Annotated in this window: 9 protein-coding genes; 5 read left to right on the forward strand and 4 right to left on the reverse strand. The window is 66.5% G+C overall.

The window, feature by feature from the left end; genetic code table 11:
* Nucleotides 1–5 precede the first annotated feature (5 nt).
* Both AC07P1_RS26075 and AC07P1_RS26080 read right to left on the reverse strand, forming a co-directional pair.
* On the reverse strand, nucleotides 6–4,574 hold the full coding sequence (locus AC07P1_RS26075; RefSeq protein WP_494698566.1) for a translocation/assembly module TamB domain-containing protein: 4,569 nt from the start codon (nucleotides 4,572–4,574) through the stop codon (nucleotides 6–8).
* Entirely contained in the window at nucleotides 4,574–6,517 is a 1,944-nt protein-coding gene (locus AC07P1_RS26080; protein WP_494698567.1) for an autotransporter assembly complex protein TamA, read from the reverse strand. Before AC07P1_RS26080 ends, AC07P1_RS26075 begins: the two co-directional genes overlap by 1 nt.
* A gap of 219 nt (nucleotides 6,518–6,736) precedes the next feature.
* Between AC07P1_RS26080 and queC the strand changes: the two genes are divergently transcribed.
* The gene (gene queC, locus AC07P1_RS26085; protein ID WP_494698568.1) at nucleotides 6,737–7,444 is read left to right on the forward strand and encodes a 7-cyano-7-deazaguanine synthase QueC; all 708 of its coding nucleotides are present in this window, start codon (nucleotides 6,737–6,739) and stop codon (nucleotides 7,442–7,444) included.
* A gap of 20 nt (nucleotides 7,445–7,464) precedes the next feature.
* On the opposite strand, the gene AC07P1_RS26090 is transcribed toward queC, so the two are convergent.
* On the reverse strand, nucleotides 7,465–7,752 hold the full coding sequence (locus AC07P1_RS26090; protein ID WP_494698569.1) for a DUF1330 domain-containing protein: 288 nt from the start codon (nucleotides 7,750–7,752) through the stop codon (nucleotides 7,465–7,467).
* 277 nt (nucleotides 7,753–8,029) lie between these two features.
* Here AC07P1_RS26090 and AC07P1_RS26095 point away from each other — a divergent pair, with 277 nt between their 5' ends.
* A complete protein-coding gene (locus tag AC07P1_RS26095; protein ID WP_494698570.1) occupies nucleotides 8,030–11,077 on the forward strand; it encodes a sensor domain-containing diguanylate cyclase in 3,048 nt (1,015 codons plus the stop codon).
* A gap of 168 nt (nucleotides 11,078–11,245) precedes the next feature.
* On the opposite strand, the gene AC07P1_RS26100 is transcribed toward AC07P1_RS26095, so the two are convergent.
* Nucleotides 11,246–11,656, reverse strand: a complete 411-nt coding sequence (locus AC07P1_RS26100; RefSeq protein WP_494698571.1) for a hypothetical protein — start codon at nucleotides 11,654–11,656, stop codon at nucleotides 11,246–11,248.
* Nucleotides 11,657–12,314: 658 nt separating this feature from the next.
* Between AC07P1_RS26100 and AC07P1_RS26105 the strand changes: the two genes are divergently transcribed.
* The 3 genes from AC07P1_RS26105 (at nucleotide 12,315) to AC07P1_RS26115 (ending at nucleotide 15,376) form a co-directional block, all read left to right on the forward strand.
* On the forward strand, nucleotides 12,315–12,818 hold the full coding sequence (locus AC07P1_RS26105) for a hypothetical protein (RefSeq protein ID WP_315215529.1): 504 nt from the start codon (nucleotides 12,315–12,317) through the stop codon (nucleotides 12,816–12,818).
* A 109-nt stretch (nucleotides 12,819–12,927) separates the two neighbouring features.
* Nucleotides 12,928–14,871 carry a GAF domain-containing sensor histidine kinase gene (locus AC07P1_RS26110; RefSeq protein WP_494698572.1) on the forward strand — a complete coding sequence of 648 codons (1,944 nt, stop codon included), beginning with the start codon at nucleotides 12,928–12,930 and terminating at the stop codon, nucleotides 14,869–14,871.
* A gap of 40 nt (nucleotides 14,872–14,911) precedes the next feature.
* The gene (locus AC07P1_RS26115) at nucleotides 14,912–15,376 is read left to right on the forward strand and encodes a nuclear transport factor 2 family protein (protein ID WP_494698573.1); all 465 of its coding nucleotides are present in this window, start codon (nucleotides 14,912–14,914) and stop codon (nucleotides 15,374–15,376) included.
* The last annotated feature ends 42 nt before the right edge of the window (nucleotides 15,377–15,418 follow it).

The following is a 15,418-nucleotide window of genomic DNA, read 5'->3' on the forward strand; positions in this document are numbered from 1 at the left end:
CCTGATCAATCGAACGCCCAGGTATAGAGCACGTCCAGCGCGTTGTTGGTGCCGGTCTGGAACTGCAAGGTGATGCGCGGATTGAGCTTGTAGCGCAGTTTGACCAGACTGGTGGCCGTCCCCGCGCCCTGCTCGAAACTGAGGTAGGCGCGCGACGAGATGCGTTTGCCGATCGTGACCACGGTGTTCTGCAACCCGGTCGCCGCGCCGGCCGACGACGTGCCCGACGCCTGTCCCACACCCAGTTCGTCCAATCCCAGCTTGCCGGCCAGCTTGCCCGTGCCGCCACCGCCGCTGCCGCCGAACAGCGCGCCGGCGGCGGTGCTGAGCAGCGCCATGTCGTTGCCGGCCGTGTTCTCGATGCCGTGGCCGAGCACCAGCCATGACAGCTTGTCGCTGTCCGGCACCGTCGGCGTCGACACCAGCTTGGCCGCCGGCGCCAGCGCCGTGCCGCGCACCTCCACGCCCGCTTCCACATTGCTCTCGCTGAGCTGCTCGCCCTCAGGCCGGCGGCGCACCGCCAGGATGTTCAGGCCCGGATTGTCGTAGGCGCCGGTGAAGTTGATCACGCCACGCTCGATCGCCAGCTTCTGGCCGTACGCCGCGTAGGTGCCGTCGACCACGCGGATGCTGCCGTTGACCCTTGGCGGCCGGCGGTCGGCGATGCGGATGCGCACCGCGCCCGCCAGCCGCGCGTCCAGCCCTTTGCCTTGCAGCTTGAACGAATCGCCAAGATCGGCTTCGACGTCGACATTGAGTGGCATGCCTTGCGCGGCCTTGGCCTGCGGCGCGCCCTTGCCGACGATGACCACGTCGTTGCTGATGGTCGGCCCGCCTTCGCCGGCCAGCTCGATGTTGGCGCGGTCGGCGCGGAATTTACCATCGAGCTGGAAGCGCTTGGCGTCGCGCGTCAGCGAGCTTTGGCCGCTGACGACCAGGATGCGGTCGGGCCGCGACAGGATTTCCAGCTTGTCGGCGGTTAGCTTGAGCGCCATCGTCGCCTCGTTGCCGGCGTAACGTATCCAGCCGTCGGCCAGCGCGCGGCCCTCGGCGCCGTCAAAGCTGAGCTTTTGCAACTGCAGCTGGTCGCCGGCCAGGCGCGCCTGCAGCACGCCGTTGCGCAGCTTGATGCCTTCGTCGGGCAGGTTGACCACCAGCTTGTCGCCGTTGATGTCGCCGTTCAGTTGCGGCGCGCCCAAGGTGCCGCTGCCGGAAATGGCCAGCTTCAGGGTGCCGTCGATTTCCAGTCCCGGCTGGCCGGCCAGCGGCGCGAGCCAGGCCAGCGAACCCATATTGGCGTTGCCCTCCAGGGTGAACGGGCTGTCGTCGGCCAGCCGGCCTTCGCGCAGCTGCGCGCTGCCGTCGGCGCGGGCCTGGCCCACGCGGGTGCCGTCGACATCGAGCTGGGTGCGCAGGGTGCCGTTGTTGACGTCGACGCGCGCATCGAGCTTGGTCAGCCCCAGCGCCTGCGACAGGTCGGCGCCGATGATGGTCAGGTCGCCCTGTTCGCGGAACACGTGGAACGAGCCGCCCAGCACCGGGGCGGTGGTCTTGGTGCCGGCCTGCAGATTGAGGCCCCAATCGGCGCCGATGGTCAGATTGCCGCGCACGTTCTCGCGCCAGGCGTCGGACAGCTGGCCCAGGTAGTTGACCGGAACGGCGTTGGCCTGGCCCTTGCTGCGCCACGCGCCGCCGTTTTTCTCGACGCTGTCGATGCGGATCGCGCCGTCGCGGATTTTGATGGTGGCGTTGGTCAGCGAGATTTTCTCGGGACGCGTCAAACCGGCGACGCCGCTGCCGTCCGGCGCCACCAGGCGCAGTGGCGCCGGCGCGACGAGGTTGAGCGCGAAGCGGCCCTTGTTTTGCAGCGAGTCGATGGTGCCGGTCCAGGCGTCGTCGGCCCAGGCGCCCTTGACGCGCAGCGAGGCGTCGAAGCGCGGATTGCTGGCGCTGACGTCGATCGTGTGGCCGCTGCGGCTGCCGCTGGTTTGCAGGCGCGCCTTGTCGATCTTGATCGATGGCGATTCGTAGAGCGTGATTTCGATGTCGCTCACCAGCGGCACGTCGGCCATGGGGTCTCTATTGCCTTCGCGGTTGGCCGCACGGCGGGCGCCGTTGGAAGCGGCGGCCGGCGCGGAGGCGGCCATCGCCACCGTGTTGCCCAACGTGGCGCTGCCACGGATGGCGGCGATCTGCTGTTGGCCCGGCAGGCGCAGGGCGCTGCCGTCGAGCGTGAGCGAGATCGCCGGACGGGCGCTGGTGCCCGACAGCGTGCCGCTGGCGCGCAGCGCGCCGCCGAACGGCGGTCCGAGCGCGGCCAGTTGCGGCGCCTCCAGCTTCCACTCCAGTTTATCGAGCGCGCTGCCGAAGCTGCCCTTGGCCAGCAAGCGGTTGGTCGCCAGGCGCAGATCGATGTCGGCGTCGCGGATCTCGTCCTTGCTGGCCGTCAGTTTGGCGTAGCCGGTCAGCGGCGCGCTGGCCAGCGTGGACGGCTGCAAGGTCAGGTTCAGGCCCGCGCGCCAGTCGGCGGATAGTTGCGCGTCGGCGGTGAAGGTGGCGTTGATGGCGCCCGTTTGCGCCGCGCCGAAGGCGGCCGGGTTGAGGCGCTGCACGGTGCCGTTCATTTTGACTTCGGGGATTTTCTTGGCCCCGGCCAGCGCCACGTTGCCGCTGGCGTGGATCAGGCTATCGGGCGCGGGGCGCTTGGCCGAGGCCAGTCCCAGTCCCTTGGCGTCGGCCTCGAAACTGCTGCGCGGCGCCTGCATGGTGCCGGTGACGACGCCGCTGGCCTGAATCGCGCCCAGCAGGTCGCTGCTGACGGCCGACAGCTGGCGGGCGTCGACCTTCCACCGCAGCTGTTCGCCCGGCGCGCCGAAGCTGCCGGTGATCTCGGCGTTATTCTGCGCCATCGTCACCTTGGCGTCGACGCCGCTGATATGTCTGGCGTCGGCGTTGAGTTTGCCGTTGCCGGTCAAAGGCTGGCCGAACAATTTACTTGGTTTGATCTGGAAGTCGGCCGCGACCTGCCATGCCGGCGCGATGGCGCCGCTGGCGTTGACGTCGGCGTTCAAGTCGGCGACCGGGAAGCCGGCACCCAGCGCGGATGGATCGAAATGATCGGCGCGCAGCTTGGCGCTGAACGCTTGCTTGTCCTTCAGGCTCAATTGGCCGGTGGCGCTGATCGTGCCTTTTTTCGCTTGCAGGCGCGCCTGCCGCAGTTGCAGCAGCGCGTCGGCCAGCGTGGCCTGCACGTCCAGCTTCAGGCCGGCCTGCGCCAGGTTGGCGTTCAGGGTTTGCCTGGTCGGCGTGCTGGAAAGCGCGATGTCGCCGGCCACCGTCGTCTTGTTGGCGCTGGTGTGCAGGTGGCTCAGATCGAGGCGATCGGTGTGCAGCTTGAAGTTGGCGACATCGATGCCCGCCTCGGGTCCCTTGCGCTGGACGTCGCCGCCGCCGGTGAAGTGGCCGGCCGCACCCAGGTCGAGCAGCACGTTTTCCAGCAGCGAGGCGGTCAGGGTGCCGCCCAGGCGGCCGCTGAAGATTTGCAGCGGCAGCGCCTCGCGGTCGATGGGGCCGGCCTTGTCCTGGTTCACCAGCGCGAACTGGCCGGACAGCTTCTGGTCCGGCGTGATGGCCGCCGTGATCTTGAGGTTGAACTTCGCCGGCGGCAGGCCGGCCTCGAAGCCGGCCGGATTGACGTCGCGCGCGGTCAGGTCGATGGCGCGCAGGATGATCGGGTCGAACGGCGCGAGCGACAGCGTGGCGTCGCCGCTGGCCGCACCGGCTTCGCCCTGTGCCTTGAGGTTGAGCAGCGCCAGGCTGCCGCCGGCGGTCACGTTCAGTTGGGCGGGAATGGCGGTAGCGCTATCGGCGGTCGGCACCGGTTTCGCGCCGGCGGCCGGTTTGGCGGCGGGGACGATGGTCTGGGTCAGCGACGCCTTGCCCTGCAGCGCGAACGGCTTGTCGGCGGCGATGGTCACGTCGGCCTTGGCGTTGCCGAACGGCGTCTTGGCCGACGCCTCCTGCAAGTGCCAGCTGGTCTTGTCGCCATACAGCTCGAAGCGCACGTTTTCGATGACGTTGGTGCCGGTTTCGCTGACCAAGGTCAGTTTGTCGAGGCGGGCGTCGGAAAGACTGAGGCGGAACGGCGCTGCCAGCGATTCGGGCATCTTGGCCGGCTCGGACGGTCCCAGGCTTTGCACCGTCAGGGCGGCGACGTGCAGTTCGCTGATGGCCAGGCCTTCGGAGAAGTACTGCAACGGCGACCAGTTGATGTCGATGTTCTGCGCGGTGATGACGCTGTCCTTGCCGCGATAGACCAGCTTACCGATATGCATGCGGTGGTACAGCGATCCGCTGACGTCGGTGACGGCGATGCTGCCGCCGCTGGCCTTGGAGACGCGCGCGACCAGTTGCTGCAAGGTCGATTCGCGGCCCAGCAGCCAGAAGGCCCCGGCCAGCAGCACGACCAGCACCGCCAGTGAAATCAGGACGCGGCGCGGCCAGCGGCGCGGGCGGGGGGAGGCGACAGCGGAATCGGGACCGCCCGGCTGCTCGGTGTTGTTATGGTCGGCCATCAGAAGGTGAATCCCAGCGAGAAGTGCAAACGATATTTTTGAACCGCGTGTCCGTACGCGACATCGACGTTGATCGGACCCACAGGACTTTTCCAGCGCGCGCCGATGCCGTAGCCGGATTTCGGATGCAGGGCGCTGAAGCTGTCGCCGGCGTTACCGGCGTCATAGAAGACCGCCGCGCCATACTGCGGCTTGAACCAGTACTGGTACTCGGCGCTGGCGGTGGCCAGATAGCGCCCGCCGACGGTGGCGTCGCCCTGTTTGACGCCCAGCTCCTGGTAGGCGTAGCCGCGCACCGACTGGTCGCCGCCGGCGCGGAACAGGTACACGGCCGGCACGCCGACCTTGCTGCGCGAGCCGAGCGCGCCGACTTCCGCGCGCAGGATGATGTTGGAGGTGGTGTTCAACGGCAGGTAGTAGATGCCGCGTGTGTAGGCGCGCACGAAGGCCTCGTCGGTCAGGATCGGCAGCAGCGCGCCGCCCACCTGGGCGTTGAGCGCGTAGCCCTTGGTCGGCATCAGCAGGTTGTCGACCTTGCGCCAGGTGACGGCATATGTCAGCGGCAAGCTTTTGCTGGTGACCGATTCCTGGCCCTGCACGGTCTTGGTCTCGGTCAGCAGTTCGAGCGAGATGCTGCGTTCGAGCAGCGGCGTGCCCCACGCGCGCTTGCCGGCGATGCTGGTCACCGCGGTGACTTCGCCCTCGATGTCGCTGCGCTCGTAGGAGGCGCCGATGCTATGGTTGTAGCCTTCCGGCGTGACGGGGAAGTAGAAGTCGCCGCGCGCGGTCTGGCGTTTGGTTTCCAGGGTCAGCGCGCTTTTCAGGCGCAGGCCGAAGATGGCCAGGTCGTCATAGGTCAGCGACGCGCGGTTGCCGGTGTTGGTGCTGTAACCGAGACCGGCGCTGACGTTCTTGCGCTTGTTCTCGGTCACGCGCACCAGCAGCGGCAGCGGCGCCATCGACGCCGCGTTGTCCGAGCGCGGCATGGGAACGGCCGCGGCGGCGGCGTCCGCGCCCGGCGGCGGGGTGGTCGCGGCGGCCGCCTCCAGCTGCTCGTTGAGGATGGCGCTCATGTCGGCGCTCACCTCCACGCTGCTGAAATAGCCGGTGTCCTGCAGGCGCGATTGATACGACTGCAGCGCCGACTCGCTGTAATAGTCGCCCGGATCGATCGGGTTCAGATTGGTGATCACCGATTCCGGGTAGCGCTTCAGGCCTTCGATGCGCAGTTCGCCGAAGCGCAGTTCCGGGCCGCTGTCGAGCACCACGCGCAGGTTGGCCTGGCGGCTTTCCGGATCGATGGTGGCCTGGCTCTCCAGCAGCTGGGCGCGCGGATAGCGGGTCTGCACCACTTGGCGCAGGAGCGCGCGCTTGGAGGCTTCCCAGTCGTCCTGGCGGAAGATCTCGCCGCGTTTCAGCGGCCAGGTCCCCCTCAGGGCGTCGGGGTTGAACTGATTGCTGGCGCGCTGGTCGGGGTTGGGCGGGAAACCTTGCAGCACGATCTCGACCTCGCCCACGCGCACCGGCTCGCCCGGGGCGACCTTGACCTGCACCACCAGCGGCGTCGCGTCACGATCGAGCTTGACGCTGACCTCGGGCGAGTAATAGCCGGCGGTGGCGACCAGGGTGCGGATCTGTTCCGGGGTCGTGCGCACCAGCCTGAACAGTTGCTCGCGGTTCATGCGGGCGTTGCCGCGAAAACGCATCAGATCGAGGTTTTTCTCCAGCAGCTCTTCCAGCTCCTCGGGCGCATCGATGTTGACCGTGTACTTGATGCCGGTCGAGACCACCGGGGCGGGGGAGGCCGGTTTCGCTTCCGGTTGCGGGGCGGCCTGGACCTGCGCCGGGGTGGAGGACGGCGCCGGCGTTTGGTCAGGCGCTTGGTCGGTGGCTTGCCCCGTGGTTTGTCCGGTGGTTTGTCCCTGAGCGGGACCGGCAGTCATCACGGCGCCCGTCGCGAAGGCCAGTAACAGTGTAAATGCTGCATAGCGGCAAGATACTTTTGGCGCGAGTTGTGCCAAAATTCGTGATCTTGCCAATTTTTTTGCTGGCGATGCCGGTAACATGAGACTCCATCAGGGTGTGCGCTAGGCGCCATGTTACCGGATTGCCCTTAAAGATGGCGTACATATAACATCGTGTCACACCTGAAAGAAAATCTCATGTTGCCTACCGATTCCGCTCTGGTGCTCTTTAGCGGCGGACAAGATTCCACCACCTGCCTGGCCTGGGCGTTGAAACATTATGCCCGCGTCGAAACCATCGGTTTCGACTACGGCCAGCGGCACGCCGTGGAGCTGACCGTGCGTCCCGACGTCATCGCGCGCCTGCGCGCCCAGAACCCCGACTGGGACGCCAAACTGGGCGAGGACCACATGATCGACCTGTCGCTGATCTCAAAGATCTCGCAGACGGCGATGACCCACGATATCGCCATCGAGACACAGGCCAACGGCCTGCCCAACACCTTCGTCCCGGGCCGCAACCTGCTGTTCATGACGGTGGCCGCCACGGTGGCCTACCGGCGTGGCCTGACGGTGCTGGTCGGCGGCATGTGCGAGACCGATTTCTCCGGCTATCCGGACTGCCGCGACGACACCATGAAGGCGTTGCAGGTGGCGCTCAACCTGGGCATGGACACGCGCATCAAGCTGGAGACGCCGCTGATGTGGCGCGACAAGCGCCAGACCTGGGAGCTGGCGCGGGAGCTGGGCGGCCAGCCGCTGGTCGATTTGATCCGCGACGGCACGCACACCTGCTACCTCGGCGAGCGCGGCGCGCTGCACGACTGGGGCTATGGCTGCGGCACCTGCCCGGCGTGCGAGCTGCGCGCGCGCGGGTATCGGCAGTTCGCCGGCACCGAGGGGTGATCCCGACGCCCGCTTTTTGGTTACACCCCGTTCACCAGCGCCAGATCGAAATTGGCGCCGCCGCTGCGCAGTTTCCTGAGCGGAACGTGTTCGGGGTCGTCGTTCCAGGCCCTGGCATGTTCCTCCGAGGGGAACTCGATCAGCACCGCGATGCCGGGAAACACCGGCTGGCCCTCCAGCGTCTGTGTGGGGGCCTTGGCCAATATCTTGCCGCCGTGTTTTTGAATCAGCGCCGGCATCCGGGTGCCATATTCCTGTTGCCAGTCCGTGTTGTGCAGCGTTAAAGAACCGATCGCGTATGCAGCCATGGTGGTGCTCCTCATTGCCTGGTCGACAAACCCGCGCCGGCCCCGTGGCCGCCGCGCTTGTCGCGCCATCATTATTGAGTGAAAACCATCCTGATATAAATGATTTTATGGTTTTTTTACCACTAACCACGTGTTATGAATCGGCACAGCGCTTTGATTGTCATTTTGGGCTGGACCCTGTTAGGATAAGGCCGAGTTCGTTAGCGATTGCAACTTAGCCAGGGACAAATCCTTGATGTCGTACTTATACCAGTTGCAGGTCACGGGTTAACCGGACATGGCCGATATCCAGGCACAGCTGCGCCGGGTGGCGCAGGCCCTGTTGTCGCAGCGCGTGCTGCCGGCGCTGGTGCTGGCCGGCAGCCTCGGAGTCACCGCCGTGCTGTGGCATGGCGCGCGCGCCGACGCCGAACAGGAGGCCCAGTCCGACTTCGACGGCCGCGTGCGCGAACTGGTCAACCAGCTCGACCAGCGCATGCAGACCTATGTGCAGATACTGTACGGCGTCCAGGGACTGTTTTACAGCTCGCTCGAAGTCGACCGCGCCGAATTCCACACCTATCTGGCCGGGCAGGAGCTGGGCCGCCATTTCCCCGGCGTGCAGGCGATCGGCTACATCCGCCTGGTCGACGCCGGCCAGCGCGAGGCGCACGAGGCCCTGGTGCGGCGCATCGACTATCCGCACTACCGCCTGGTCCCGCCGGGCAAGCGCCCGTGGTACGCGCCCACCGTGTACATGGAACCTTTCAATGAAAGCAACCGCCGCGCGATCGGCTTCGACTCCGCTTCCGATCCGGTGCGCCGCGCGGCGCTGGAGCAGGCGCGCGATTCCGGCCAGCCGGCGATGACCGGCCGCGTCGGCCTGGTGCAGGACCAAGGCAAGCGGCCGCAGGCCGGCTTTCTGATCATGCTGCCCCTGTACAACGCCGGCCAGCCGGTGCGCAGCTGGAGCGAGCGCCGCGCCGCCATCAAGGGCTGGGTGTTCGCGCCGTTCCGGGTCGGCGATCTGATGGCCGGGCTGGGCAACGCCCGCACCGCCGCGCTGGACGTGGAGATCTACGACGGCGACCGCGTGACGCCGGAGGCGCGCATGTACGACAGCGCGCCGGCCGCCAGCACCACCTTGCGCTCGAGCGTGCAGCAGATCGCCATTGCCGGCCATCGCTGGACCTTGCGCATCTCGCTGCTGCCGGGGAAGTCGGCGCGCGTCGATCGCGCGCTGAGGATCGCCGGGTTCGGCGTGCCGCTCAGCGCCCTGGCCGCGTGGGTCGCATGGATGCTGACGCGGGCGCGGGTGCGCGCGCACCGGGCGCTGGCCCGCAGCCGCATCCTGGCCGGGGAGCTCAAGGACGGCCAGGCGGCGCTGATGGTGCTGGCCGACAGCGCCCAGAGCAGCCAGGCGATGTTGCGCAGCATTCTCGATTCGACCATCGACGGCATCCTGGTCGACAACCTGAAAGGCTCGGTGCTCAATTCCAACCGGCGCTTCCGCGAGCTGTGGAACGTGCCCGAGTGCCTCGACTGGCAAAGCGACGGCGCCGTGCTGATGCGCCATATGCGCGACCAGCTATACCATCCCGACGGCGGCCTGGGGCTCGACGATGCGCAGCAGATGCTGCTGCCGGGCGTGCAGCGCGGCCTGCCGGTGGAGGCCCAGCACGAGTTGCTGCGCCTGAAGGACGGCCGGGTGATCGAACAGTACACGCGCGGCCTGCGGCTGGGCAGCGAGCCGGCGCGCATCTGGTCGTTCCGCGACATCACCGAGCGCACCCACACCGAGCGGCGCGAAAAAACCCGGCGCCACGTGCTCGAATTGCTGGCCACCGGCGCACCGTTGCAGACCATCCTCGAGAGCGTGGTCAAGGGCGTCGAGACCGACAACGAGGATTTGATGTGCTGCGTGCTGCTGCTCGACGAATCGGGCGAGCGCCTGATGGTGACCGCCGCGCCCAGCCTGCCGGCCTTCTTCATCGCCGCCGTGCACGGCATGTCGGTGCACGCGCCGCACAGCGCCTGCGGCGAGGCGGTGCGCACGCGCGGGCGCGTGATCGTCGAGGATATCCGCAACGCGCCGTCGTGGATGGAGCACCGCGACCTGGCCGTGCAGGCGCGGCTCGGGTCGTGCTGGTCCGATCCGATCTTCGGCGCCGGCGGCAATGTGCTGGGCCGCTTTGCCGTGTTCCACCCGGAGGCGCGCCTGCCCAGCATCGCCAACATCGCGCTGATCGAGCAGGCGGCGCGGCTGGCCGGCATCGCCGTCGAGCAGGCGCAGGCGGCCGAGGCGGTGCGCGCCGGCGAGGCGCGCTTCCGCAGCCTGTACGACCACGCGCCGGTGGCGCTGTGGGAGCAGGACTGGTCGGCCGTGCGCGCCGCGCTGGCCGAGCTGGCGCAGTCCGGCGTCGACGACATGGAGCGCTACCTGAGCGCCAACCCGAGCCAGGTGCGGCGGCTGGCGTCGCTGGTGCGCATCCTCGACGTCAACGCCTCGGCGTTGCGGCAGATCGGCGTCGAGCCGCGCGACAAGGACGTGTCGCGGATCACCCTGGCGCAGAACTTCGACGCCGAGGCCATGCCCGGCTTCGCGCGCGCGGTGACGGCGCTGGTGCGCGGCGAGCGTTTCTTTTCCTGCGAGGGCAGCTTCGAGCGGCTCGACGGCGTCAGCCGCCTCAACGAGCTGACCTTGCTGGTGATGCCGGGCCACACGGACAGCCTGGACTTCGTCATCGTCTCGACCCTGGACACCACCGAAAAGCGCCGCATGCACGACGAGCTGCGGGTGCTGGCGACCACCGATTTCCTGACCGGGCTGCCGAACCGGCGCGAGTTCATGAACCGGCTGGCCGAGGAACAGGAGCGGCTGCAGCGCGACATCGGCGCCTGCACGGCGGTGCTGTTGCTGGACCTGGACCATTTCAAGCGCATCAACGATGAATACGGCCATGCGGCCGGGGACGCCGTGCTGCGCCAATTGAGCGAGTTGATGCGGCAGGATCAGCGCAAGATCGATATGCGCGGGCGCATCGGCGGCGAGGAGTTCGCGATACTGCTGCCGGGGGCGACGCTGGGCAAGGCGGCGGTGTTCGCCGACCGCCTGCGCCAGCGCATCGCCGAGACGCCGATGTGCCTGGGCGACGGCTTGCAGTTGACGGTGACGGTCAGCATCGGGATCGCGGTCATGCGGGGCCGGCAGCCGGGCGGGGACGCGGCCCTGGTGCGGGCCGACCAGGCGTTGTACACAGCCAAGCGCGGCGGGCGTAACCGGGTGGTGCTGATCGATGTCGAGGCGGATCGGCCGGGAGTTCAGGTCCCGGCCGCTTCCGGTTGAAAGCGGTAAAGCGGAGCTGCAAACGTAACTTGACAACGGTGGTACGTAGGGCGGATTAGCGTAGCGTAATCCGCCATATGTGAGCCGCCGACGGAGCTTGGCGGATTACGGCGTGCCGCCTAATCCGCCCTACGTGTCTCCGTGTGGCTCATACATAACCTGAACTAATCAGACCGCGTGTTCCATCGTGGCGCGCAGGCGCTGCTTGCGGGAGCGGCTGCTGAAGTACCAGTACAGGCCGACCGGGATCAGCAGCGGCAGCAGCAGGGGCGAGATCGCCGCCGCCAGCAGCACGCCGGCCAGCACCAGCGCGCTGACCATGACGATGCCGACCCCGGCAAACACCAGGCCGACGAACACCGCCGCGCACGTCATCGCCAGCGCCGCGATCAGCAGGCCGCCGGCGCCCAGCACGATGCCCAGCAAGGCGCCGAACGGACCGCCCACTTCATCGCCGTCGAGGTTGACGGTCATGCCGTCGCCGAAGACCGCCTGGCACACCGACACCGCCAGCAGCACGATGAAGAGGCCGAGTACGACTTTTTTGGTTTTGCTGGTTTTGCCGAGTTTGCTGTCCATGATCTATCCCTTGGTGGTGTGTTGTTCGTTTGCCGTTTTGCTTTGGCATGGTCGAACTGTAGCGGCGCGCACCTTCGCCGGCCATCGGATTGCGACAGACCGGCGGATTTGCGGGATGGAACGACGCCGGGCGGCGACGAGCGGGGCGCGCGAGGGTGGCGAAAACCGATGGTCGATCAGGAAACAAAAGGCCGATTGTTCCTTGATTTAAAGATATCCCTGCCTATACTGATAACCTGACTTGCGCACGGAGGGTTTTACCATGGCATGGCTTGCAATAAGCGAGGGTCAATCGCTACCTTCGATACTGAATCGGACCACGCGCCAACGCAGCGCACGGCAACGCTCCGGCGGAGGCCCGAAAGGTCCGCCATCGGCGCCGCCGACCATACCGCCTATCATCATCACGCCGTTCAGCTACAAGACGCCGCAACCGGCCATCGATCCGCGCGTCACGCCGCCGCGCCCGCCGATCGCGCCGCCACCACGGCCGTGCATGTCTTGCCTCGCCGTTTGCTGAACCGTTTCTGACATCGTCCGGAGCGCGCGCCGGCGTGTCGGCGCGGGAGATTGCTCATCCATATCGAGTTGCTATTGTTGTTCGGGTGCTGGCCGCTTATGATTCCACCCCCGACCCCAATTCAACACGAGCCCAAGCATGAGCAACGACTATCCAGACGATTTCGACGAACAGCCCGACGACGACGCCCCGATCCAGGAGGCGCGCGTGTGGCAAGGCAATGGCTGGACCGCGCGCGTGATCAAGAACGACGACGATGAAGGCTGGGCCGTCGCGATGATCAAGGACGGCGAGCCGGAACCGGCGCTGGTCGGCCCCTGGACCATGGGCCGCGACAAGAAAAACCCCAAGCCGCTCGACGTCAACGCCTTCAACACCCTGGTCAAGACCGCCAACGAGGTGATCCGCCGCCACGAGCAGCAATTGCACGCCCAACTGCACAAGAACGTGTTCGTCAGCACCGACGACGGCCAGGTCAAGGTCGCGCTCGACATCGTGCCGGACGAGGACGACGCCTACGCCACCCTGACCGCGTTCGACCCCTATGGCGAACAAATCGCCCAGGTGCGCGTGCCCCCGACTTTCAAGCTCAGCGTGACGAGCGCCGGGGCGTGGATCGAAAAAGGCTACAAAAAGCCCTGAGCGCGCATAAACGACGGCCGGAGCGTTGCTTTCTGCGACAAGCGCTGGCCTGTTGGCGCATTGACCTGATAGTATTTCCTATGTGCATCAATCCCACTTAGGAAATTCGATGGAAAGTCGTCTCACCCGTCTTGAAGCCGTTCAGACAATGTTGCTCGAAATCGGACAGAAATCGAGCACCTGCACCGATATCAGCGAGTTTTTGCAGTCCGTGCACGCGGCGCTGGGCCGCATCATGTACGCGGCCAATTTCTTCGTCGCCTTGAGCGACCACGACGGACCGGCCAACCAGGTGCGCTTCGTCTATTACGTCGACGAGGTCGACGAGCCGCCCGACCCCGGCGAGTTGAGCGAACTGGTGGCCGGCAAGTCGCCGACGGCGGCGGTGATCCTCAGCGGCAAGCCGCTGGTCATGACCGAGGCCGAACACGTCGCCAGACTCGAGGCCGACGCCGGCTTCGGCATCGGCACCATCGCCGAGCACTGGATGGGCTGTCCGCTGCTGGACCAGAACAACCAGGTGCTGGGGGCGATCGTCATTCAAAGCTACGACAAGCAGCACACCTTCAGCCAGGAGGACCAGGCGCTGTTCGCGTTGATCGCCAACCACGTCTCGAGCGCGCTGCGCGGCTTGCAGAGCATGGACCGGCTCGAGCGCGCGGTGCAGGAGCGCACCGCGCTGCTGGCGCACGAGGTGGGCGAGCGGCGCCGCGCCGAGAAAATCCAGCGCGCGCTGTACGAACTGGCCAACCTGTCGGCCACGACCACCGGCGGCAGCGCGCTCAACACGCGGCTGCACGACATCATCAGCGAGCTGGTGCCGGCGCAGAACTTCCTGATCGCGATCTATCATCCGGACACCGAGGAAATCAGCATCCCGTATTTTGTCGATGAAAAGGACGACCATGCGCCGGTCAAGCGCTTCGATTTCGGCGTCGGCATGTCGTCCTATATTTTGCGGCGCAAGCAGGCCGCGTTGCTCGACAAGGCGGGCTTGAACGCGCTGGTGGCCGCCGGCGATATCGCCCAACCGCTGGGCAATGTCGATATCGCCAGCTGGATGGGCGCGCCGATGCTGCTGGGCGACCAGGCCTATGGCGTGATCATCGTGCAGAGCTACGACGCCGCCGTCACGTACAGCCAGGGCGATCTGGACATCCTGGCCTTCATGGCCAGCCACGTCGCGGTGGCGATCGCGCGCATGCAGGCCGAGCGCGAGATCCGCCGCGCCAAGGACGCGCTCGAAGAGCAGAACGCGGCGCTGGAAAACGCGCTGACGTCGCTCAAGGACGCGCAGGGCGAGCTGGTGCGGCAGGAGAAGCTGGCCTCGCTGGGGCGCCTGGTGGCCGGCGTGGCGCACGAGATCAACACCCCGCTGGGCATCTGCGTGACGGCCACCAGCCACCTGGTGGAGGAACTGAAGTTGACGCGCGAGGACATGGCGGCGGGCGTGCTCGACGAGGACGGCCTGAACCAATTCCTCGACATCGTCGACCAGTCGCTGCGCATCATGACCACCAACACGCAGCGGGCGGCGGCGCTGGTGCGCAGCTTCAAGCAGGTGGCGGTGGACCAGTCGTCCGACGATATCCGCAGCTTCAACCTGCGCAAGTATCTGGACGAGGTGCTGCTGTCGCTGCAGCCCAAGCTCAAGGGCAAGCCGATCGCCATCGAGATCGACTGCGAGGAGCGCATCGAGATGGCCAGCTTCCCCGGCGCGGTGTCGCAGATCGTCACCAACATGGTGATGAACTCGCTGGTGCACGGCTACGAGGAGGGCCAGTCGGGCAAGATCAAAATCACCGGCAAGCTCGATGGCGATTTCGTCGTCTTCGAGTACAGCGACGACGGCGTCGGCATGGACACAAGCACCCTGGCGCAGTTGTTCGACCCGTTCTTCACCACCAAGCGCGGCTCGGGCGGCAGCGGCCTGGGCGCGCACATCCTGTTCAACCTGGTGACGGGCGCGCTGGGCGGCACCATCAAGGTGGCGAGCGCGCCGGGCATGGGCCTGCACTACAAGCTGCGCTTTCCAAAGATCAAACGCAAATAAGGGGTAGGAAATAATGGTCTTACGTTCGATTCTTCTGGCATTGATATTTTTTGTAGCGCAAGGCCATGTGGTGGCCGCCGAGCCGAAGCCGGCCGATGCGGAGGCCGCCGTCCGGCAAGCCGACGACGCTTACTGGGCCGCCTACAACCGCGCCGACCCGGTCGCCATGAACGCCTTCCTGGCCGACGATGTGGAGTTTTACCATGACCGTGGCGGTACATTGATCGGCAAGAAGGCGCTGGCCGCCGTCAACAGCGAGATGGGCACCGGCGACCATACGCTGCGCCGCGAAGCGATTGCCGGTACCGTGAAGTTTTTCCCGATGCGCAAGGACGACGTTATCTACGGCTATCTGTCGACCGGCGAACACCAGTTCATCGTCCTGCCCAAGGACAAACCTGAGTTCCTGGCCGGGCGCGCGCTGTTCACGCAGTTGTGGATCTTGCAGGGCAAGGAGTGGAAAGTGTCGCGCATCTTCAGCTACGAGCACGCGGACGCGAAATAACGCGGCACGGCGGCGACGATTCGGTGCGGAGCGAAGTGTCCG

This window comes from Duganella sp. GW821-FHT07F09 (genome assembly GCF_059418705.1).

Excerpts from the sequence above, each read along its gene's own strand:
- AC07P1_RS26075 (WP_494698566.1), bottom strand. The coding sequence starts at position 4,574 with ATGGCCGACCATAACAACACCGAGCAGCCGGGCGGTCCCGATTCCGCT.
- AC07P1_RS26080 (WP_494698567.1), bottom strand. The coding sequence starts at position 6,517 with ATGACTGCCGGTCCCGCTCAGGGACAAACCACCGGACAAACCACGGGG.
- queC (WP_494698568.1), top strand. The coding sequence starts at position 6,737 with ATGTTGCCTACCGATTCCGCTCTGGTGCTCTTTAGCGGCGGACAAGAT.
- AC07P1_RS26090 (WP_494698569.1), bottom strand. The coding sequence starts at position 7,752 with ATGGCTGCATACGCGATCGGTTCTTTAACGCTGCACAACACGGACTGG.
- AC07P1_RS26095 (WP_494698570.1), top strand. The coding sequence starts at position 8,030 with ATGGCCGATATCCAGGCACAGCTGCGCCGGGTGGCGCAGGCCCTGTTG.
- AC07P1_RS26100 (WP_494698571.1), bottom strand. The coding sequence starts at position 11,656 with ATGGACAGCAAACTCGGCAAAACCAGCAAAACCAAAAAAGTCGTACTC.
- AC07P1_RS26105 (WP_315215529.1), top strand. The coding sequence starts at position 12,315 with ATGAGCAACGACTATCCAGACGATTTCGACGAACAGCCCGACGACGAC.
- AC07P1_RS26110 (WP_494698572.1), top strand. The coding sequence starts at position 12,928 with ATGGAAAGTCGTCTCACCCGTCTTGAAGCCGTTCAGACAATGTTGCTC.